19 protein-coding genes are annotated in these 21,548 nt (G+C 49.1%); 12 read left to right on the top strand and 7 right to left on the bottom strand.

Annotated elements, in window-relative coordinates; genetic code table 11:
- The first annotated feature begins 24 nt into the window (after positions 1-24).
- The 5 genes from PP769_RS00945 (at position 25) to PP769_RS00965 (ending at position 2,509) form a co-directional block, all read left to right on the top strand.
- On the top strand, positions 25-708 hold the full coding sequence (locus tag PP769_RS00945; RefSeq protein WP_312644082.1) for a hypothetical protein: 684 nt from the start codon (positions 25-27) through the stop codon (positions 706-708).
- A gap of 73 nt (positions 709-781) precedes the next feature.
- Positions 782-1,138, top strand: coding sequence for a hypothetical protein (locus tag PP769_RS00950; protein WP_312644084.1), 357 nt, complete (start codon positions 782-784; stop codon positions 1,136-1,138).
- Positions 1,139-1,701: 563 nt separating this feature from the next.
- On the top strand, positions 1,702-1,914 hold the full coding sequence (locus tag PP769_RS00955) for a type II toxin-antitoxin system HicB family antitoxin (RefSeq protein ID WP_312644086.1): 213 nt from the start codon (positions 1,702-1,704) through the stop codon (positions 1,912-1,914).
- On the top strand, positions 1,911-2,135 hold the full coding sequence (locus tag PP769_RS00960; protein WP_312644088.1) for a type II toxin-antitoxin system HicA family toxin: 225 nt from the start codon (positions 1,911-1,913) through the stop codon (positions 2,133-2,135). Before PP769_RS00955 ends, PP769_RS00960 begins: the two co-directional genes overlap by 4 nt.
- A 101-nt stretch (positions 2,136-2,236) precedes the next feature.
- On the top strand, positions 2,237-2,509 hold the full coding sequence (locus PP769_RS00965) for a GIY-YIG nuclease family protein (RefSeq protein WP_312644090.1): 273 nt from the start codon (positions 2,237-2,239) through the stop codon (positions 2,507-2,509).
- An 819-nt stretch (positions 2,510-3,328) separates the two neighbouring features.
- Here the strand turns inward: PP769_RS00965 and PP769_RS00970 are convergent.
- The 5 genes from PP769_RS00970 to PP769_RS00990 all read right to left on the bottom strand — a co-directional run bounded on the left by PP769_RS00970 (position 3,329) and on the right by PP769_RS00990 (position 9,063).
- Positions 3,329-3,637: an HNH endonuclease gene (locus tag PP769_RS00970; RefSeq protein WP_312644092.1), complete on the bottom strand. Its 309-nt coding sequence runs from the start codon at positions 3,635-3,637 to the stop codon at positions 3,329-3,331.
- 181 nt (positions 3,638-3,818) lie between these two features.
- Positions 3,819-4,382 carry a hypothetical protein gene (locus PP769_RS00975; RefSeq protein WP_312644094.1) on the bottom strand — a complete coding sequence of 188 codons (564 nt, stop codon included), beginning with the start codon at positions 4,380-4,382 and terminating at the stop codon, positions 3,819-3,821.
- Positions 4,383-4,907: 525 nt separating this feature from the next.
- Positions 4,908-5,438 carry a hypothetical protein gene (locus PP769_RS00980; protein WP_312644096.1) on the bottom strand — a complete coding sequence of 177 codons (531 nt, stop codon included), beginning with the start codon at positions 5,436-5,438 and terminating at the stop codon, positions 4,908-4,910.
- Positions 5,439-5,656: 218 nt separating this feature from the next.
- Positions 5,657-6,241 (bottom strand): GNAT family N-acetyltransferase, encoded by a 585-nt coding sequence (locus PP769_RS00985; protein WP_312644098.1) that lies wholly within the window; start codon positions 6,239-6,241, stop codon positions 5,657-5,659.
- A 1,316-nt stretch (positions 6,242-7,557) separates the two neighbouring features.
- Entirely contained in the window at positions 7,558-9,063 is a 1,506-nt protein-coding gene (locus PP769_RS00990; protein WP_312644100.1) for an FAD-dependent oxidoreductase, read from the bottom strand.
- Positions 9,064-10,034: 971 nt separating this feature from the next.
- Here PP769_RS00990 and PP769_RS00995 point away from each other — a divergent pair.
- From PP769_RS00995 to PP769_RS01010, 4 genes are all read left to right on the top strand, one after another.
- Positions 10,035-10,655: a cation efflux transmembrane domain-containing protein gene (locus PP769_RS00995; RefSeq protein WP_312644102.1), complete on the top strand. Its 621-nt coding sequence runs from the start codon at positions 10,035-10,037 to the stop codon at positions 10,653-10,655.
- Between the two features lie 186 nt (positions 10,656-10,841).
- Positions 10,842-12,098 carry an acetate/propionate family kinase gene (locus PP769_RS01000; protein WP_312644104.1) on the top strand — a complete coding sequence of 419 codons (1,257 nt, stop codon included), beginning with the start codon at positions 10,842-10,844 and terminating at the stop codon, positions 12,096-12,098.
- A gap of 495 nt (positions 12,099-12,593) precedes the next feature.
- Positions 12,594-13,346, top strand: a complete 753-nt coding sequence (locus PP769_RS01005; RefSeq protein WP_312644107.1) for an endonuclease/exonuclease/phosphatase family protein — start codon at positions 12,594-12,596, stop codon at positions 13,344-13,346.
- A gap of 506 nt (positions 13,347-13,852) precedes the next feature.
- Positions 13,853-14,098 (top strand): hypothetical protein, encoded by a 246-nt coding sequence (locus PP769_RS01010; protein ID WP_312644109.1) that lies wholly within the window; start codon positions 13,853-13,855, stop codon positions 14,096-14,098.
- 354 nt (positions 14,099-14,452) lie between these two features.
- Here PP769_RS01010 and PP769_RS01015 read toward each other — a convergent pair whose 3' ends face one another.
- Together PP769_RS01015 and PP769_RS01020 are read right to left on the bottom strand one after the other, a co-directional pair.
- Positions 14,453-16,015, bottom strand: a complete 1,563-nt coding sequence (locus PP769_RS01015) for a hypothetical protein (RefSeq protein WP_312644111.1) — start codon at positions 16,013-16,015, stop codon at positions 14,453-14,455.
- A 95-nt stretch (positions 16,016-16,110) separates the two neighbouring features.
- On the bottom strand, positions 16,111-17,688 hold the full coding sequence (locus PP769_RS01020) for a hypothetical protein (protein WP_312644112.1): 1,578 nt from the start codon (positions 17,686-17,688) through the stop codon (positions 16,111-16,113).
- Between the two features lie 673 nt (positions 17,689-18,361).
- On the opposite strand from PP769_RS01020, the gene PP769_RS01025 reads away from it, so the two are divergent.
- From PP769_RS01025 to PP769_RS01035, 3 genes are all read left to right on the top strand, one after another.
- Complete coding sequence (locus PP769_RS01025) at positions 18,362-18,928, top strand: peptidoglycan L,D-endopeptidase MepK (protein WP_312644114.1); 567 nt, start codon at positions 18,362-18,364, stop codon at positions 18,926-18,928.
- A gap of 592 nt (positions 18,929-19,520) precedes the next feature.
- On the top strand, positions 19,521-20,102 hold the full coding sequence (locus PP769_RS01030) for a QcrA and Rieske domain-containing protein (RefSeq protein ID WP_312644116.1): 582 nt from the start codon (positions 19,521-19,523) through the stop codon (positions 20,100-20,102).
- Positions 20,103-20,104: 2 nt separating this feature from the next.
- On the top strand, positions 20,105-21,427 hold the full coding sequence (locus PP769_RS01035; protein ID WP_312644118.1) for a cytochrome b N-terminal domain-containing protein: 1,323 nt from the start codon (positions 20,105-20,107) through the stop codon (positions 21,425-21,427).
- The last annotated feature ends 121 nt before the right edge of the window (positions 21,428-21,548 follow it).

A 21,548-nucleotide genomic window follows, 5' to 3' on the forward strand; every position in this document is an offset into this window, starting at 1 on the left:
CTCACTAGTTAGGGATAAAAATCCATGCTGACCCGGAAGGATGATACCGAAGGCACATGGTATCCTGTTGCCATCAAACAACTAGAATGTCTTATTCAGAAAGTGATCTATCCTGGTAGAGGATATCGTAACCTATACGCCCTCCGAAAGAATTTGGCTTACAATCTGCAATACATCGAATTTCTTCACCTCTGTCTCGAAGACCTCAAAATAAGCTCAGTTATAAAAACACAAATTTGGAAGAATTTTATTATGGTGGGATGCGGAATCATCGAATCATTGGTACATTTTCTGTTGATTGCGGAAGGATTTCACAAGACGATAGATTGGGAACTCGTAGACATAGCGCCAGGAAACCAAAAGAACATGGACGGGGAAGTCAGAAAGATTGATTCCCATATCTACGGAAAACTTTCCTCACCGAGGCCGGAGAAAATGACTTTTGATGCCATGCTCAAAAAGGCAGAAAATAAATGCCTTTTAGGCAACAATCATTCTGTATATTCTAAACTCAAGATATTAAGGATTCTTCGTAATCGTATACACCTCCAAGAAATAGGGAATCCGACTGACACTGATTGGAACGCAGTAAATGAAACCGACTTTTATGAGATGAGGGCGGTTATCTATACGATTTTTACTGGTTCCATCTTTAAACCATCACATGAAGAGAAGAAGTTCTTTGAATATCTAAAAACGAACGCATGACCTAACAAAACACTGGATCAAAGGGCTAATGTGCGTAACTCGGCCTCCACGCCATGTTTCCGAGAGGAACTCCATGAAAGCATTTACTTCAATCTGTTTTCTGTTCGTTAGTCTATCTGCAGAGGCATCAACTTTCGATCTGGTCGTAGCGGGCAAGCGCTGCTCGGAGGGACAGTCAAAGCAGCTTGAATGCAATTATGGAGTCGGTCATGATTTATGGGTTACGATATCTGGAATTGGGCAGAAGGACGGTGCCGTCACATTCATGAAGTCAGATGAGAATGGTGATTACTACGCTGCATTTGGACTCATGCATGAATGCGTGATAGTAAAGCCCGGCAAGAAGACCGAAGAATTTCTCGACTTTGCCTTCATTTCACCGAGAACAGGCAAGGTGTTTAGCGCTTGGCAGGAGTGCCAAGGCGAATAAAACATAACAACCGAGTTGAAATTTTACGCGTTGAGTGCCAGGCCTGAAAGAGCGATATTCTTTTTTGAACAGGGGTCAAGTCTGTTGTTGAATGTTTCGTGCGCAGGTTTAGGGAAGCAGTCCACAGCCAAAGGCTCCAAGAAGCGGGTGGAAGTAGAAATTCGTCAACAACACATTTGCCTTTATACTTTACTCAGTTCTCGTGCCCAGGCGATGTTCTGTATTGCCGGGTTTCGCCCCGGCAGGCGAGGTCCTTTTCTTTCGGAAAAATGACCCAAAACCAATGACGCCCCGTCTGGCCTCATGGGAGCGGACGGACGCCAGCCTGAGGAGGGCGGACCAACTCGCGGAGCCTGTCCTGCGCCACGCCGAAGGGCTCAAACAAAGTCCGCCGGTTCATAAGAGCGTCCCTCCTTTGGGCCAGGCGGCAGGCGTCAGTCATCAGCGATGGGGGTCACATAGATTAAAGAACCCTTTGGAAATTAATTGAAATCACTATAGGATAAAGCAATGCCCTTTCGTATACTTATTGGTTCGGCCCACAGAACAGAAAGGAGTGATACATGAAATACAGAGTGTTGATTGAACAAGACGAAGACGGGATTTTTGTGGCTGAAGTCCCGACTTTACCTGGTTGCCTTTCCCAAGGCCCAACTAGAGCGGATGCGCTAAAGAACATTCAGGAAGCCATCGAAGTGTATCTCGAAAGTTTGAAAGCCCACGATGAGCCTATCCCGCCGTCTATTGATGAAGAGGTGGTAGAGGTCGTTGTGTGAGCGTCTTACCGCAAGTATCGGGACGTAAAGTCCTCACCGCCCTGTCCAAGGCAGGGTATAAAAAAGACAGACAGAAAGGCAGCCATATTGTCCTCCGTCAAGTGGAGGCACCTCACCGGCGTATTGTCGTCCCCGATCACGATGAGGTCGCCAAGGGAACATTGCGTGCAATTATCAAACAAACCGGATTGACAGTAGAGGAATTCAAGGAACTGCTATAACCCAAGATTTCACTAAAGCATATACTCCTATTGACACCTCAATCAGCCGCGAACTCAGTTTTTTGTCTAAATTCAGCTGCAAAGTCATGAGGCAGGTCTACATGATCACCTATCCAACGGGGAAGATATACATTGGAAAGGATCGTTTTGGCAGCTATCGATACTACGGTAGCCCTGACATGGCCGTGGTGAATGCGGATTTTGAAAGTCTCCCAGAGGAAGTTCGGAAGAGCTACAACATCAAGAAGGAAATTCTATGGGAATCGGCGGATTGCTCTGAAGGTGAACTAACGGCAAAAGAAGTAGAGTTTATTCGTAAGTATGAGTCCAATAATCCTTCGATAGGGTATAACCGATGGCCGAAATTTAAATAGGTCCGGATCCACCATATCAAACGCACGGTATGTCATAAGCAAATAAAATACATCGTTGCACGGATACCACTCATGCCAAGTGCTACTATTAAAACTTTTCTTGTCCACGGAGACCCCAAGTGGCTCCGAACAGCAGAATTGTCAAACTGGACAGGCAAGGCTGTCGCCGGTCCGCGAATTGGATTTGATATTGTGCTTGCCTGTGATGAATCGCAAAATTCATGCAGGGGGTCAAGTCTGTTGTTGAGATTTTCGTGCGCAGGTTGGAGAAGCAGTCTGCAGGCAAAGGCTCCAAGAACCAGGTGGACAGGTGACCCCATATTTACATACTCATACTCAGCTCTCGTGCCTATATGCTGTTCTGGTATTGCCGGGTCTCGCCCCGGCAGGCGAGGCCCTTTTGTTTCGGCAAAAGGGCCCAAAACCATTGACGCCCCGTCCTGCCGTATTGGATGGGACGGACGCAAGATAAAGAGCGGACCAACTCGCGGCGCTCAGACAGGATCCGCCAAATACCAAGAGCGTCCATCCCTGGGGCCGGCCGGCAGGCGTCAGAGCGGGAAAAGATTCACAACACGTTTCCAGGCCGAGGATTCAAACCTTGGGATAATGGGGTTAGGCATGAGTATTGATAATTGTTCTATGTGTGGCTTTTGAAGGTTCCAGCTATGGCTGGAACACCGCGTTGAAATTCCATGACGCCCTTTCTCACCTCATTGCCTGAGACAACCACCGCATTACCCTCTATCCTGTTGCGACGGATGATCCCAAGCATCATGCATGCCATTTAAATTAAATCAATAGTCATGCCTGACCCCCCTATCTTTCAATTGTCTGTTTAATTATTGAAGCTACTGTATCAGGGCTAATGTTACGTTCTTTACAATATTTTGATTGAAACCAAACCGAAAGTTGTTTTTGACCTTTGCTTGCATTACAGCCGCGGCAACAAAGTACAATATTTCCTCTAGTGATAATTTTTGCATCATTGATTATATGCTCCCAACTTGCGGCAGTTTTAATAGATACCTTTGCTAGTGTAAATTCAACGCCACAGTAGACACACTTTTTATCTCTTTCCCTTACTTCCTTTTCAAGCCAGTCTGGAATATTCCAATTATTTGACATGAGAACAGAGGTCACCCATACCTTAGTTCCGCAAGCAGTGTCGAGATGGGATCAAAGAAGATGATTCTACTATAGTTACCAGCCCATTCATGATCTACACCTATAGGGCACATAACTTTTGAGTTTAGCGGCAGCCGTAGGCTGTCCGCTGAAACGAATGGTTCGGCGTCTGCTCACGGCACTAGAAAAAGAGCTCGAAGCATTTCTTGAGTGCGGCACGAAAGACCTCGACTGATAGGAACTTGGCACTGCCCTTCAGCCAACGAACCGCGCGCGATGGTTCTGCGGGACTGGCGGGTTGGGCTGATAGGTAATTCTCGATAGCGGTGTAAATCTCTGAGAATCCGTGTACCAGATCAGCACTTTCGAGCTGCGCAATTTGAATGTCCTCTATGGCCCCCTCGTGTATACGAAAGAAGACTACACATGGAAGCGTTGCTTGGCCTTCGATTCCAAGTGCACGGAAAAAGTGCGTGTTGAATCCCTCCACGGCGGCTCGTGTACCAGCATGCAAGTAGAAGACGCTCAACCGAGTGCCGGACAGACGATCAAGCTTGGCAAAGACGCCCTGGTTCTTGAGAATCTTGCGAAGCTCTTGATCTGTGAAGTCGTAGAAGATGAAAGCGAATGACCGCGCTCGGCCTTGAGCCAGGTGTTGAGCGCAGATCTCATCAAAGCGCGCAAGGAACGATTCCAGGCCGTGGCCTATGCCGTTCCCGTTGCCTTGTTCGAAGATGGGGATCATAATTCAGACGCCGAACAATGTTTAGACGGATCCGCATAAGAGCCGGATCTGCCCATTTCTGTCCGTATAACACGCCATCGAGTTTTCTGAAAATAACGACATGCACGTTGCCATTTTAATGAGTTCACCCGAATGGCATCCGGTCGCGTCTTCTTCCCTTAAATGTTCATGCGGTTCCCTGATATTTTCGGTCACTCGGGTGTGCTCTCGAAACCCTGGACCGCACAATACAGAAAGCCCCTCAATGCAACGTATTCTTGAACAATGTTGGAACGAAATCAAGGATACTGATCTTCATTCATACCGCTTCGGAAGCGCTTTCTTCGCCTCCCGCAAGTCGAAAATCTTGTCCGGTCCGGATGAAACCCTCAGCGTGGTTTCGCGCAATAGCGTCTCGTATCAGTAATGGGGTCAGGCCTGAGTAAGGTAATCTCGAGACAGCAGGCTTCAGAGCAGAGGAAAAGACCCGCATAGCGCCGTCCGCTTCCCGGCGTCGGTGTTAATAAGGTTGTTCGGTTATCTTTGTTAATCCAGTTCTTCTAGTGCTTTCTTGGCACATTCCGGACAGTAGCCGTGAGAAAATTCAGTGCCAGAATGTTTGGAAATATAAGATTCAATTTGTTGCCAATTGCCTTCTTCATTTCGAATTTTCTTGCAGACACTGCAAATCGACAAAAAGCTTTCAAGCATTTTTATTTCCAACAGCGCTTTTCTAAGATCATCTGCTTTATTTTTTTCTAATTGTAATAAAATATTAATTTTACATATCGACAAACCAATAATTACGAAAGAACTAAGCCTAATAAATGTATTCCATATAGCCAAAATATTTGAGGAATAATTATGTCCCGATAGTTTGTCTGCAACAAACCAGACACATGCGCATATTATTGAGATTGCTATTGTTAGGTGAATGCCATAAAACCAAGCTGCAATGATTACGGGAATGAAGTAAAACACAAAGAAATTAAGTTCATATCCTGTCTGCCAGTCAATCCATCCGAGAAAGCATATGATTAAGACAATCCCCAGAAATCCAAATATTTGTTTGTGCATGTGAGTTTTCATACGACCTTGTTTAGCTGGCCGAACAAGGTTTAGGCGGATCCGCATAAGAGCGGGATCTGCCCATTCCTGTGCGTATCACACACCACCGAATTTTCTGAAAACAAGGATATGATCGTTGCCAGTTCAATGAGATCACCCAAATGGCATCCGGTAGCATCTTCTTCCGTTAAGTGTTCTCTCGAAACACAAGGGCCATATGGTTTCACTTAACGTGCGGCACGGAGCATGGGGAAAATCCGTGGTGAACTGCCAGCCTGAATTTCTCCCACAACCTTGAATCCAAAGCGTCTATAGAGAGGAATATTGGCCGGGTTGGTCGCCTCAAGGTAAGCCGCAACGTGAGCGCCATCACTCCCCTCAACGCCCTGTGCAAGCAACGCACTGGCGTAACCCTGGCCCTGAAACATTGGCTCAACCCCAATGGCAGGCAGGTACCAATGTGGAACCGGCGGATGCGACGCGCCGGCTTGTTCCAGTAAGGCCAACGCATCCCCTTGCAGTTCAGGGTCCACGCCTTCTTGCATGACAGTAGTGACCCCCTCTTCGTCAGGACCGACACCGGGAGGCAGCCAGAGCGCTACGGCTTTATAATCTTCCGAACGATAGGCCGTTTCGTGGTCGAAAGCGCGTCCAGCAAAGTGCTTCAATGCTAGTGGGAAGTAATGAAGATACTGTTTGGCATCGGGAAACATCCAGCGAATGAACGGATCGGAGACAAACGCGGTCACGAGAGTGGCGATAGCCCTATCGTAGTCGGATTGCAATGCGGGTGTTGCTGAGGGTGGTGACATTGAGCCTCTTGGGATGATGGCAAGGTGGAAAGGTATGCACTACGGCCATGGGAACTGCGATCCATTTTCGGTCACCCATGTGTATTCCCGAAACCCCTGGGGCACACCATCCAGCCAGTTTCGATGCGACCGATTCTTGAATAATGTTGTACATATGTCAAGAATTAAAATCTTCTTTCATAATGTTTCCAGAGGTTTTTTTTGCCTCCTGCTAAACAAATATCTGCTCCGGCCCGGATAGGACTCTGAGTGATCTTTCGCGCAATAACATTTTCCACCAGATAGAGATTGAGACGATGTACCTTCTTAAGATAAAACAGGCCTGCCGCCCAAACTCAGGACAGAATTCAGGAAAGCTTTCGCTAAGACCCTGGCCTCTCCAGCTGGGCACAGATCCTTCGCCGCCGGCTCAGGATGACAATCAGTTTATCGCTCTTCCTCGTAAGGTGCATGCCCCCCTTTTGAGGATGTTCAAAAGAAACGAAACAGGATTCAAATATTTTATTGAGCGTGTCGTGCATAGATAGGGGGTAGCAGTCCGCAGGCAAAGGCTTCAGGAAACAGATTGGACAGATGGAGGCAAAATTTCGTCGACAATTGATTTGTTACCCTGACTCTAAAATTTTCCTCTCCCCTGCTCCGACGTCTGCCGGGGCGAAACCCGGCAACACAGCACGTGAGTATAGGTGGGGAACCTATGTACGATGCCTTCACCTACCCACACGTTTTACTGTCTAATTCAGGACAAAATTCAGGAAAGCTTTCGCTAAGACCGCGGTCTCTCCACCTGGGCACAGATCCTTCGCCGCCGGCTCAGGATGACAATCTGTTTATGGCTCACTCTTTCTTATTTTTAAACCGGCCTTCGATGTTTGTTTTAATTCCGGCAATAGTCATGGAAACTTTCCAGCCAATAGACTTCCGCTGAACTTCACCCCCTCAAATTACTCTTGGTTGGGCTGGACATTGGGATTTATGTAGAATTGAGTCAAACGCTGGAGGAAGGGTAACTCATGAGTGAACTGGAACAGCTGGAGCAACAGGTCCTGAATCTGCCGCCCCAAGACCCGGCTCAGTTTCGGGAATGGTTCCTTGAGTTCGATGCACGTGCCTGGGGATCAGCAGATTGAAGCTGATCACAAGGGAGAGTAACTCGCTGAGTTAAAAAAGGGGGTAAGCGCGTCGAGTCGAGCAGCGCATTCGGCTGCCGCAGACGGCTGGATTGAAGAGGCTGAAGGCAGTTGGGTATTTCACCTTCCTAGCCCGCCGTAGGGCACTTGCGGAACTGATCTGCAATCCTTAAGTGTCCGGAAGGCTTACATTTGCTCCATATCTTTGATGGCCGGTCCATGCAGTACTTTGCCATCAGCAGCGAAACGCGAGCCGTGACAGGGACAATCCCAACTCTTTTCCGCCGGGTTCCACTGTACGAAGCAACCCATATGAGTACAGGCCGGCGACAGGGTACTCACCGTACCGTCTTCCGCTTTATACATCGCCACTTTTCCCCGTTCCGTTTTCACAATCTTACCCTCACCAAGCGGGATGCTATCGGGTGTTTCGTTCGTCATGCGGTCGCCGACGAAATGTTTAACAATATCGGCTCCCTGCCCGACTAAATCCGGGACTCCCGCCAGATTTGCGCGGTTCGGATCGAACACTTCCGCCCACGAATTCTCGCGATTTAAAATCAAATCGCGCAAGAGCATTCCGGCCACGGTGCTATTAGTCATGCCCCAGCCAGCAAACCCGGTGGCGACATAGAGATGCCGTGAAGATGGTCCATACCGTCCGATGTACGGCACTCCGTCAATGGTGCGATTGTCCTGTGTTGACCAGCGATATTCCACCGACTCGATAGCAAACCGCTCGCGCGCCCATTGCTCGAGCCTTTGATAACGGGCCACGGTATCATCGCCCTGTCCGGTTTTGTGTCCTTCGCCGCCGACCAAAAGCCAGTCACCCCCGGGCACCGGATAGCTCCGCACAGAGTAGGACGGCTCCGTGCTGATAAACATGCCAAGCGGCACCGGCTCCCCCACGCGGGCGGCCAACACATAGGACCGATGCGACTGCAGACGAAAGGAGTACAGAGCTTTGTCGTTAAACGGAAAGTGGCTGGCTACGATGACCGAGCGCGCGGCAATCGCGCCCTGCTCGGTGGTGATAGCGCACGGCTCGCCTTCTTCCACATTCACGACGCGAGTTCTTTCAAAAATATAACTGTCCTCGCCGGGGATGTCTTGCGCCAAAGCCAGCAAGTATTTACGCGGATGGAATTGCGCCTGATTGTCGAAACGCACAGCGGCTTGTACCGAAAAGGGCAACGGCGTTTCATGCGTGAAAGTGGCCGGAAGCCCAAGCTTCAATGCCGCGTCCGCTTCAGCCTTGATCTGATTTACCTCGTCCTCAGACTCCGTATAGGTGTAGGCCTCGCTGCGGAAAAAATCGCAGTCGATGTGTTTAGCTCGAACCAGGTCGGCGATCTGTTCGATGGCGGCCTGATTCGCCTCGGCGTACGCACGCGCCTTCTCTTCCCCGAAATGGCGGATGAGATCATCGTAAATCAATTTGTGCTGTGAAGTTATTTTGGCGGTCGTGTAGCCGGTCACACCCTGAATGATGCGCCCGGCTTCCAGCACCGCGACGGTTTTTCCCTGAGCCTTGAGCAGCGTTGCCGCCGTTAGGCCGACCAGTCCTCCGCCTATAATGGCCACATCCACAGTCAATCCGCTTTGTAAAGACGGAAAACGTGTTTCCGGGGTCGTGTCGAGCCAGAGTGAATTCGGCTTGCCGGGCAGAGATTGATAATGATTGGGCATAGTGTTTTTTTACCGGAGTAATCCGGTGCACTCCTGGTTAATTTATAGTAGTAAAATTACCCGCCCGTAAACGTCGTAAAGTATCGCGTAGCGGGCTCACAATGTTTAGGCGGATTCGCATAGGAGCTGGATCTGCCTGTTTCTGTCCGTATTACACGCCAGTCAATAAGTTCCCCCAAAATGCCATCCGGTAACATCTGCCTCTCGTAATTATTCATGGAACTGGCTGACAAATCCTCTCACGTATTTGTGCACTCGAAACATAATTAAACCACACCATCCCACTTCTCTCGATTCGACAAATTCCCGGACAACGAAGGAATTACGTCAAGAATACTGATCTTCATTCATACCGCTTCCGGAGTTCTGTCTTCGCCTACTGGCAGACATATCTTCTCAACGGTTCCGACGCCTGCCGCCCATCCCATGATCGGACGCTCTTTTTCCTGGCGGGCCTTGTGTGAGCCTGGCGAGTTGGCCCGCTCTCCCGTGATTAGCGTCCGATCAATCAGATAAGACGGGCGGGGCGTCATTGGTTTTGGCTACTTTTGCCGGAACAAAAGTGGCTCGCCTGCCGGGGCGAAACCCGGCAACACAAAGCATCACGTGAGAACAAGAGTGAGAACACACGTGCGATGGCTTCACCTGCCCACACGTTTTCCTGCCAAACTCAGGACAGAATTCAGGCAAGATTTCGCTAGACCTTGGCTATTCCACCTGGGCCCAGATCCTTCGCCGATAGCTCAGGATGACAATCCGTTGATCGCTCTGTCTTCGCATGTTTTCCCACTTGTGTTAGGGTATGTATGCTCTCATTCCGGATAGCCCTTCATCAGGTAATTGAAATACCCTCAATATTAAGCCAAGCCGTTTCCTCCCTTACTGTTCACGGACTCTCATTTACTATGATAACCTCTTTAAGGTGTTAGGCTTCTTTAGTTATCCCGCTTCAAATTTGCAAAGATTTAACTATGGCTGATTGTTGTAATGACAAAGCATGTGAGATCGAGGCCCTTCAAGATCGCCAAAGCTCCATACTCAAAATCGTGTTGGCGATCAATGCTGTAATGTTCCTGGTAGAACTCACCGCAGGGCTGCTCGCGGGTTCTGTTTCCTTAATAGCGGACTCCCTGGATATGCTGGGTGATGCGCTGGTGTATGGCTTCAGCATTTACGTCGTCGCGCGAGGCGCAAGAATGAAGGCCAAGGCCGCCTTCCTCAAGGGCGCAATCATGGCGGCCTTCGGATTATTCGTGTTTGGGCAGGCGGTTTTTAAGATGGTGTTTCCACAGGTCCCCGTATTCGAGGCTATTGGGGCCATTGGCCTACTGGCACTTGCGGCCAATAGCCTCTGCCTTCTATTGCTCTGGCGCCATCGGGCCGATGACATCAATATGAGTTCGGTGTGGCTATGTTCCCGCAACGATATTATTGCGAATGTGTCGGTGCTGTGTGCCGCCGTGGGCGTATGGCTCACCAGTTCGGGCTGGCCGGATATTCTTGTTGGCCTGGCACTTTCAGCCCTTTTTTTGCGGTCAGCGTTATTCGTCTTGCGAGGAGCGAAGGAGGAGCTTCGAGTCATTCAGACCTGAATTGACGCTGAACTTCGGTCACCAAATCTCCTCGTGATCCCAAGAAATCACGGCTTCTCAATCTGAGCACCGATCTTTCGCCCTTGGATCAGGATAACGGTTTATTGACGGTTCGCTTGCTTCTCATGTTTCCCTACCGACTAAAGTGTTTCATGCCCATTGCAGCAGACGTTATATAATTGTTCCATGCGCATTCTTATTTTGAACAGCGGAAGTTCCTCACTGAAATTCCGGCTGGTTGTTTACCCGACATCCTCGCCCACAGCCGACACCAATCCATTAACGTTAAGGCAGGGGATCGTGACGGGCATCGGGAAAGAGGCATCCCTGAAGATCAGTGCTCCCGAGCACGCCCCTTTTACCGCCACCCGGCAAGATGTTCTGAATCATGGGCAGGCTGTGGCGTGGGTATGGGAAAGCCTTCAAGACCTGAGCCGGGAGGACGGAGAAACCTTAAAAGGACCCGGGATCACCATTGATGCGGTCGGCGTTCGCGTGGTGCATGGCGGCCACCGGTTTACAAAATCCGTCCTGATCGATGAGACCGTCTTAGGCCAAATTGAAGAATTGAGCCCCTTGGCTCCGCTCCATAATCCCCCCTGCCTGGAAGGCATCTATCAGATTCGTGCTCTACTGGGTCCACAGATACCCATCGTGGCGGTATTTGATACCAGCTTTCATCGCACGCTTCCCGACCATGCCCGTACCTATGCGATTCCCCTGGAATGGACGGCACAGCATGGCATTGAGCGCTTTGGCTTTCATGGGATTGCCCATGCGTCTCTGGCCTACAGCTATGCCCGCTTTTCCGGTCGATCGTTGGAGGGAACCCGTCTTATTACGTTTCAATTGGGGCAAGGCTGCTCGGTTTCGGCCATTCAGAACGGGGCTGTGGTTGACACGTCAATGGGATTCACCCCGTTGGAAGGGCTGGTGATGGGCACACGATGTGGAGATATGGATCCGGCCATTATTGGATACGTCGCCGAACATGGACAACTTTCGATAAAAGAGATCGACCATCTCTTGAATACGCAATCCGGGCTCCTCGGCTTGTCCGGCCAGACCTCCGATATGCGGCAACTTCTCCAAGCCGTCGAGCAACAGGACCCTCGGGCCACTCTGGCCATTGAGGTGTTCTGTCATCGCGCGCGAAAATATCTGGGAGCCTATCTGGCCATCCTGGGTGGAGCCGATGCGGTCATTTTTGGAGGCGGGATTGGTGAGCGGGCATCTGACATCCGCGCCCGAATTTGTCAGGGAATGGACTGGTGCGGTCTCTCACTGGATTACCCTCGAAATCTCGAGGCCTCTGATGTGCAGGCAGGAGAGGCCATTTCCATTAACGGCAAGGAATCCGCTATTAAATTGCTGGTAATTGGAACCGACGAAGAATCGTGGGTTGCCCGTGAAACATTTCAAGGTCTGAGAAATGCCCGATGAACACAAGCGAAAACGGATTGGCCAGACGAAAATGCCCTATAGGAGCCAATAAAATCATTCTCATTTAGTTGATTATCAACAAGGCAAAAGCCATTCTGTGGATAAGGCATTTTTATAGGATCATAATGAGAGTTTAAGGACACTCCCGAGGATCAACTAAATCAAAAAAGTCAAGATAAAATCTGCCATCTACCTTTACGACTACGCCAAAAATTTATCACCCCTATATGTTGTACCCAAAAATAATTTTCATACAATGCCCAAAATATGTGCATTCCGCTCATTTCTTTATCAATCCTTTAGAAAAAGGCCTGCCCTTGCCATTAACCACCAAGTTATCCACAAAATTTGTGGACGGCATTTTTCTCTCCTGGTCTGTAATTTGCCAATTAAAATAATGGGATATTTTTTTAATGTCTCAGATCAATATCGCGGCATGATATGGTCAATATAGCAATGGCCGCTTCCTGATTTAAAAGGATTTTTCATCCACCTATGGCCCGGACACTTCAACAGGTTCCCCTACCGCCGACTTCCCTCGACATTCGGATTGTGACCTATAATATTCACCGGTGTTGCGGGATGGATCGTCGAATCATGCCCAGACGGATTGCGGAAGTTCTGTCGGACCTGCATCCGGATGTCATTGCTTTACAGGAAGTCCTGGGGCTTGGCCCCAAGGGCCGGGGGCAAGATGAACTGCTTGGTGCGTTGATGGGAATGGGATGGGTGATGGCATCTGCCAGGCTGCGTCACGGATATCCTTTTGGAAACATGATTTTGAGCCGATTCCCGATTGTCAACGATGCGCAACATGACTTGACCTGGAGAACCCGGCGTGGCCGATGTTGCCAACGCGCCGATCTCCGGCTGGGAAATCAAACCTTACATGTCTACAACGTGCATATGGGGACCGGTTTGCGGGAACGCAAGTATCAAGCGGAGCGTTTGGCTATGATATTGGATCAGCATCAAGGAGCCGGTCCAAAAATCATTCTCGGGGATTTCAACGAGTGGGGGCGTGGTGTGACCACTGATATCCTGACCCCACGATTTCAGAGCCTGGACATTCGCCCATTTGTCAAACGACGCCGAACCTATCCGGGATTTTTGCCCCTCTTGCATCTCGACCATATTTTTTACGAGGGCCGGATTGACGTAAACCATGTGCATCTTCCGAAATCTCGTGCTGCACTCATCGCCTCAGATCACCTCCCGCTTGTCGCGGACCTTCGTATACGCTTTTAACGTTCAATCTTTCTAAGAGAACACCCCCTAACCCGTTTAGATTGTCGTTCGGATGTTTTCATTCCGAATTCTCTTGGACCTCGCCCCGCCTTCTTACCAGATAGACCCTTCACACAAACTTCCATCGCTTTCCATATCGGGAAACCCTTGCCTCTTTTCTTTTGGCAATCTTTAGGAAATTGGACACATACCTATCAATCTTGCTGAATCAACAGAGTCAATTTGAAGATAAGAAAATCTGTCGTGTGATGGATCAATTTGTCTGTTATTCCAAAATCAGGCTCTTCATTTGTTTGGAATAAAAGGAAGCAGGATATTTCTAGGACAAAAGAAGGTCCTGAGATTTCAGGGAAATTTCCATTTGAATTCATTCATCCTGTAGCATGACCCGCGAGTGCATACCGTCGGATGTCATTGGCACGCCTTATGCTTTTTATATCTCAATAATCGGAAATGGGAAGAGGAGGATTCTCCCCTAGAACGACCGGATTGATGTGAGAATGACCATGACCAAATCTATTCGCATACTTTCTATGCAACACGCAATTGACGCCGCTACAAAAATACTGAACGAATTCTCGAATTCGACTCAGTGTTTTCCGGAAAGCCAGGAGAACGATTCGTCCTGTCAAATGTCTCTCGTCGACTATGCCATTCAAGGCCCGAAGGCCTCTGCCGAGGCCAAACCCGAGGAGATTATTCACCCTCCTCCTCCCATATCAGTCACGCCCCCTGCCGATATTCACTCATAGGGAAGGCCGGACGGGAAAACCTGGGAACTCTACCACCACTCGGCTCGGACCGCCTCATATTCATTTTTACTAAACACCCTCTACTGCTTGTCCGTTTATTTTCACCCCTCTTTCTTCCCCCAATCACTTGCCGGGCCTCATATGGTCAAAATTGAATGAGATGTCTCCGTTTTCAAGATTTTCCCTTTCATGACTTTCAGTATGAAATCCTGTTTGCTCCATCCGGATAATCTGGACCACACTGTAAAACCATCCCGACTTTCATCATGATTCATATCCCCGCTTTAATGTTCAAATGGATGAAGTTTCAATACCTGACATGGTTTGGCTTTACCACTTTTCTTTATTTCCGAATTACCACTGTAAGGCCATATCGGGATCGGGGCATTTCGGTAATGGCTTACAAATGAACGCCAATATATAAATGTTCTTGTCGGGAATATTGGGCGGGGGGGAGGCCGGTGTTGCAGTACGTGGCGCCGGCCTTCGCACCGGCGTGGTTGGCAACCTAGTATAGGCCGACGCCTTCAGGGTCACCATGGACCGGGAGTAAGCCGGGCGAGCAACCATAGGAGTCATGACCGCTGGTTGTAACAAGACATTCCCTCTGGTTGGCTGAGTTGGCACCCTGATGGCCGTGGACTTAAACGAGGCCATCGCCTGGGGCCGCATTTTCATGACTAAGGGCTGCACAGGTTGGGCTTTCATTTGTTGTGGTGGTATCGATGGCCTTTTCATCAATTGTGGTTGCACGGCTTGCAAGACAGCAGGGTTTATCCTTTTTATCGAATTTTGATCATTCACCGCATAGTTAAAACGCAGATCCACAGACATTTTCGGGTTGGAGGAAGTTGATTGGGTTGGTTTTGCCTCGACGACCACCTTCCGGGCAAAGACGATTGCCGTGACATAGGCCGGACAATCTCCGGAAGGCGGACTGCCGCCGTCAGAAAAAACCTTGGTCGAATCTGACAACCGCCAGAACCGTGACCGGAATATTTCAGAATCAAACCAGGACCGCTTGATGGCCGCAGAACTGAATTCCAAGGTCACAGATTTCATCGTGGACTCTTTTCCATCAGCCGAGAATCGCTCGCGAAGATCTGCCGGCGCTTCATTCACCAAGGTTTTGATTTCCGCCTCGCTCAGAGAGAAAGGATTCCACGATCCTTCTTCCAACGCATTCGACGGGGTAAAGCTGCTTGGGAATACCGTGAAATTATCCTGCGCAGTGGTCTCACTATCAAGATCCTGATTGAAAGATCCCTTCCACTCATCCCAGGTTATTGTGGGAGATTTGGCTCCAAGATTCTGGTACTGACTTCGGGCGATATTGACTTCATTCTTGTAACCCTCCAGGATCCACTGATTATCCAGATCCTTCAGCTTTGCCCGAAACGCAGGCTCATCGACCTCCCGCCAGTGTTTTTTCTCGGATTCGTCCTCTGCGGCCTCACCCGTACTTCTCGCCTCCATGAATTCCTGCTCAGCCATAATATAGGCATCCTTATACTGGTTATAGACCCTGACCTTCGGGCTGTCCTGTAGAAGGCCTCCCTCACCCGGGACTTTCAGAACGGCCAACGCCTCCTGATAGGCCACTTCTTCTTCCGGTGTACGCGTCGAAGAAGCAAGCCTGCCTTCTCTCAGCACATATTCCAACTCATTCCATAAAAATCGGGCATCAGTGGGTAACCAGGCCTCGTCATGGGGAATTAAATTCACGAGCGTTGAAAACGCGGCCAGATTGGCCTTGCTCTTGAGAAGATCACTCCCGGTTTCCTGTGAAAAGAAATCCAGATCCTCTTTTGTATAGGCCAACGGTGTCACAGGAAAACTCAGAAATGTTCCTTCCTTTTCAAAAACCTTTTTGGCTTTGGACATCAAGGCCAATTGCACGATAGAGTCGATAGCCATGTATTACCTCATCAAGTAATTATGTTGGTCGAATTGCCCCATTCCCCTGGTGGCCCCGCCTCAACATTGACCGTGAGGCAGGGCTACCTCGAAAGTTAAATCCAATCAGTGATTCCGCTCAATGGATCAGGACTCTTTGGGAACACATGGCATTTGAATCCAATAATTTGATGACCCGGCACTCTCATTTCTTGTTTTTCCGAATCGTAGTGGAATTTTGAGGAACGTTCTCCGCTGGCAGAACTACGGCCATGCGAGCCACCGAAATGGAATGGACCGAAATGCACGGCGCCACCACCACTCGCCGAGGATCGTTCCCAACTTTGTGCGGCCTCTGCAAAACCACTGCTATTCCGAAAGCCAATCACGAGATCTTTAATGAAAATGATGGCCGTGGGATAGGCTGGGCAAAGTCCTGTTGCCGGTTTGCCGCCGTCACTGACAATTTGCTTTGATGATTCGGGATTATTTTGGTCAAAGCGCCACAACTTACTATTGATAAAACTTGTTTTAAACCAAGGCCGAACAATTTGGCATTGGGTAATCGAAAAATTCATATAAAATTGGTTGCTGTCAAACGTGATTTTAGATTCCGACTGTCCACTGGCATTGCTGGCAGAACCGCCCCCGCCGAAAATGCCTAACCATCCCCCTCCGGCACTTGTCCTGGACCGTTTCATTTGGTAACTGGAATTGGAGGAATTATTATAATCCGAAGATTGAAAACTAAAGTTAGTCCATCCTGCCGCCTGCATGGGGTTGCTGGGCACGAGCGAGGTATAGAAAAAATCGCTGCCGGATGACATCCCGGTGATTCTGGCTTTCTCCAAATCATCCTGATATTGGGCTTTCAGCAGTGCCATATCCCGTCTCATGACCTGGTCAATAAATGCGTTAATGCCTTCATAATCATTTTTGTACCCATTACTGACCCAATCTCCCATAGCCGCCTTGACCCTATTGCGCAGAATATTGGCGTTCATCCCCCAATAATGAACCGCTTTGACATTGTCGGCTGTCAGGGCATCGATACGGGCACTGTTGTAGGCCAATGCCGCCGCTTCATAGTCCGTCATCTTCTGGTTATACACATTCACTAACGCGCTAGGCTCTGAAACCTCGATCTCTTCATCAGTCAGAAGATCCTTTTTTACCCTTGTCGTGGAAAGCAGCCCTCTGAATTTTTCAATTTTTCCTTTGGTTTTTTCATCCAATTTGGTTTCCATGATTTGACTCATGCGTAAAATATACTCGAAGCGCTCTGAAAGCGATCCTTCATTGTTCATGATACTCATGGCCGCGAATTGATTATTCGTGGTTGCAGCCAGGTCGGGAACAAAATCGACGAGCCGCGCAAAACTTTCTGCATTCATATACTGTTTGCTGGCATCTTGCGCACGCAATCCTTCTAATACTGCCGGTGTCAGTTCTGGTGGCTTCGATTCCCCTCCCTCACCTTCAAGCACCATGTCCTTCAGGGCTTTCTTTTTCACCACACCCGTTAACCCTTGTGTTAAAAAATCAAAATCATCAGGTTCAACAGCCAGGCCGGGTGTACACCAACTAAAAAAGTTGTCTTCCGATTTTGGGACGGTATCATCCCCATTGGTCAGCACATTGTAGATTTTCCCCATAATCGAATTAAGCATAACGCTCGGTTCAACCTGTGGCATGACGACTCCTCCTTACAGTAAAACGAACCCTTTACAGGGTCCGTAGATATTAAATAGTTGGCCCCTTAATTTATTGACATGAGCAAAACTTATTCCCGATTTGCATATGGTACGTTGACGAGTGTTGTGCAGACCGATCCCCTTTGTAATTCAACTCTTTTCAACCGTTTCTTCAGAGCTCATCTGACGCAGGCGTTCCTTTCATAACGTTCACGGTGTATCCGATTGTTAGAAATTTTTATCTGTTTAGATAACCGGATCCCCCTTCCTGGCTTGGTAAAAATTTGGATATGGAGGGAACTTCGAAGTTCAAGAGAATCTGAAACAGGTGGGACATTCTGGAAATGCACTTCCAAAACGGGATTCGTGGACAGCCCGGTGCGCCCTGTTACGCCCACTGATTGGGCTGTAAGGAAATGAGGAAATGACACCAGGAGAGAATGGAACATGCCAATCGGTGCAGGTGGGTGTCCGCGAAAAAAAGGCGCCAACAGTGGCGATTGGGCATTTCCATCCATTTCCGTTGTGGCTTCAAGAATAATGGGTGAGGGGAAGAACGAAAATTTTCCAAAAATTGGTTGACCTCATCATCCTATTTTGTTAAACAATCAATGTTTCATGCCGCTTTATTCTCCCGCTACACTTCCCCATTCATAGTTCGGAGGGTGTCACCATGTCTCAGGAAACAGAAGAACTTTGGTCCAGGCGTTTCTTCCTGAAGTCCTCCCTTGCAGGCATGATGATTCTTGGTAGCCGATTGATGTTTCCGGAATCAGCATGGGCCCAGTCCCTGCCTGAGGGCCGGCTTCACCTCTACAATGCTCACACTGACGAACGACTCCAGGTGACCTATCGCAATCAATCCGGCCAATATGACCAGGAAGCCTTAAAAGACATTAATTATCTCCTGCGATGCCATCATTCCAAAAAAATATGCCAGATGGACATCCAGTTACTGGAATATATGAATCAGGTAGAAAAGTTAGTTGGACAGGGGAAGGAAATTCACGTTTACTCTGCCTACCGTTCGCCCTCATACAACAAATTGTTGATTCGCCTTGGTCGAGGCGCCGCGCCAAATAGCCTCCATACGGTCGGACAAGCGATGGACTTCTCGATTCCCGGCGTTCGACTTTCAAAAATCCGACGCGCCGCTGTAAAGCTTCGATTGGGTGGAGTCGGCTATTACGGCCGACGAGGATTCATTCATATCGATACCGGAGCGGTCCGGTACTGGTAATTCTTCCTTTCATTATCACGTTCCAACAACATCTTCCGGTTTTATAAGGGCTATGAGGAATAGTCCTTTAAAGGGTAATTTAAATCCTGCTTGCAGGATAGGCAGATTCCATGGGTAAATTCTGCATGGGACCGGTCCCGACTATACGTTTCAAGTGGCAGCCACTCCCCTGTTTCGTTACGAATCACTTTGCAATTGGCACAAATGGGAAGCAACCCATTCAGGATTTTCCTCTTTCACGGCATACTTCAATCGGTTTAACAGCAGGGCTTAAGGCTTCCAAAGATTTCATCTGATTTTGAGTTCCCGTGGCACTCGATCAGAGACGCACAGAGTCTCTCTCGCAGAGATCCCACCCTTTGACTCTGCACATATTCCTTCACATTGATGCTTCGACGATGTGAGTCATGCCTTTTAGAAGGACAAGTCTCGTCAAACTCAACCCCGTCAATGAAATCTTTTTGATATTGACTGTCCCTACTTCTGTGCTAGCCTTTTACGTGGGCATTTTTTTAATGGTCTTTTATCTGAATCCCGCCTTTTTCCGGCTCTCACCACGAACTATGCTATCTTTATGTGAACAGGATGGAGCATGCCCTCCTCAAATGAGTCAGACATCGTATTATCCGCTTTTCCAAAAGGAACCCTCATGATGGAAGATGGCTTATCCACCCCGGTAGGAACCCGCCGGTCATTCTTTGTAAAAACCACCGTCTTTATTTCCTCCCTTATTGGAATTTCCCTTGCTGTCCCATTGATCGGATACGTCATCGCCCCTGCTCTTCAACGACGAAACAAGGAATGGGTTTCACTGGGAAAAGCCGATGCGCTACCGGTTGGTGAACCTAAGCCGATGGATTACACCATGACGGAAAAGGATGGATGGCAGGAAATCCACACCACCAAGGGCGTGTGGGCGGTAAAACAGCCCGATGGAGAGGTGACAGTATTTTCGCCTATCTGTCCTCATTTAGGTTGTGGTTATCGATGGGACCAACAGGACCGTCTCTTTAAATGCCCCTGCCATGGAAGCGTCTATGACATGAACGGAACCGTAAAAGCCGGCCCCGCACCACGCCCATTGGACACCCTGCCATCCAAAATCGAAAATGGTGACTTGCTGGTCCAATACGAGGAATATAAATCCGGTCTGGCAAAAAAGGTTGAACTCTAAGCATGGCCTCACGTCTCTATCAATGGATCGACCAGCGCCTGAAACTCAAACCCCTCGAGCAAACCCTCCTGGACGAACCCATTCCCGGAGGTGCCAGCTGGAACTATGTCTTCGGCTCGGCCACGCTGTTCCTCTTTGTCTTGCAAGCCCTGACGGGCATGTTTTTGATGATCTATTACGTCCCAGCGACCGACCATGCCTACGACACCGTTCAGTATATTCAACATGAGGTCTGGGGTGGATGGTTTGTCCGTGGCCTGCATCATTGGGGGGCCTCAGGCGTCATGTTGGCCATCGGGCTCCACATGTTGCAGGTGTTTTTTGATGGTGCCTATAAACGGCCTCGGGAACTTATGTGGATCGTGGGCGTCATCCTGCTCGCCATCATGCTGGCGTTCGGATTTACGGGATATTTGCTACCGTGGGATCAAAACGCCTATTGGGCGACCCAGGTGGGAATCAACATGGTCGGCAGCGTTCCCCTTATCGGAGATTTCCTGGTGAAAGCTCTTCGTGGTGGGGAAACGCTCGGCGCCCTGACCATCTCACGATTTTTTGCCATTCACGTTGCCTTTCTTCCCCTCATCATTGCAGTGGGAATCATGCTCCATCTCTTTATTCTCAGACGAGTTGGACCCGCCGGCCCTCATGATGAAACGAGAGCCCGAGCCGGGAGTGAAACCTTCTACCCACGGCAGGTCTTCATGGATGCGGTGGTCATGCTTGGAGTGTTTGGCGTCGTCGCCATGTTGGCGATCAGCGTGGAATTCCCTTTGGCTGATCGGGCCGATCCGTCAGACCATTCATTTGTCCCCGTCCCGGAATGGTATTTTCTGTTTTTTTATCAGCTTCTCAAATATGCCCCAGGGGCATGGGGACCTCTGGCGACCTGGCTTCTTCCCGCACTCTTTTTCACCGGATTGCTGCTCTTGCCCTTTGTGGATCGAAATCCCGAACGACACCCATCCTCACGTCGCGTCGTGTTGGGTGCGGGGTTGGGATTTTTGATTATCGTGCTCAGCCTGTTGAGTATCTCTCTTCGTGATCTGTACGCCGTGCCCAAACGTGACCCCTCAGTGATTCGAGGCATGGCTTTAGTGGAGCAATTCCATTGCAAAACCTGTCATCGTATTCACGGGGAAGGTGTAAATGTTGGGCCAGACCTTTCTTTTGTCGCCGATCGACGACCAGACCGAGAATGGCATCTTCAGCATTTTAAGGATCCGCAATCCGTTTCCCCCGGCTCCTTCATGCCAAAATTTCCTCTAAACGACAAACAGCTGAACGACCTCACCAATTACATGCTGACTCTCAAAAGTGGGTAACACGTCTTCCTCGCCTGCGAGTATCGGTTTATCTCGTTAGAACAGCCTTCAGCTTGAAGCAAATTGTACTTTCAACTGAGGGCTGGGGGAGAGTGGTTCAGCCACGATACCGGCATCAGGT

This window comes from Candidatus Nitrospira allomarina (genome assembly GCF_032050975.1).
Classification (GTDB): Bacteria; Nitrospirota; Nitrospiria; order Nitrospirales; family UBA8639; genus Nitrospira_E; species Nitrospira_E allomarina.